1 pseudogene is annotated in these 390 nt (G+C 64.4%); it reads left to right on the plus strand.

Going from position 1 to position 390, the window contains the following annotated elements:
• Positions 1-258 (plus strand): annotated as a pseudogene (locus EN750_RS39030) (sugar ABC transporter substrate-binding protein); the annotation flags it as partial.
• Positions 259-390 lie beyond the last annotated feature (132 nt).

A 390-nucleotide genomic window follows, 5' to 3' on the forward strand; every position in this document is an offset into this window, starting at 1 on the left:
GATCAGGTATTCCTGGCGACTTCGGGCGGCGGCGAACAGAGAGGTGCATGTGACAAGGTCGCGGACGGGACTTTCGACGTGGACTTCAGCTATGACGTGCCTGCTCAGGCGATGACCATGGCGGGAGTGGTGAAGTGGCTTCTCCAGGCTGGAGCCACTGTGGGAGACTCCAAGGGCTCCATCTACACGACCCTCAAGGTGGTCACGCCCCAGAACGCGGCTGAGCCGGGTATGTGCTGGCGGCTTGGCAAGTCCTGACGCACGGGCGTCGGGCATGGCTGCCGCGTCAATGTCCATGGTTCGCAGCAGGTCCTCCCAGGACCGGGTTGTGTCGGCTTCGGCCGGCGCAACCCACCCTGTCGAGCGCCTCTTCGGCCGTAAGATCGGTCC

Source organism: Mesorhizobium sp. M7A.F.Ca.ET.027.03.2.1 (assembly GCF_003999175.1).
Lineage (GTDB): Bacteria > Pseudomonadota > Alphaproteobacteria > Rhizobiales > Rhizobiaceae > Mesorhizobium.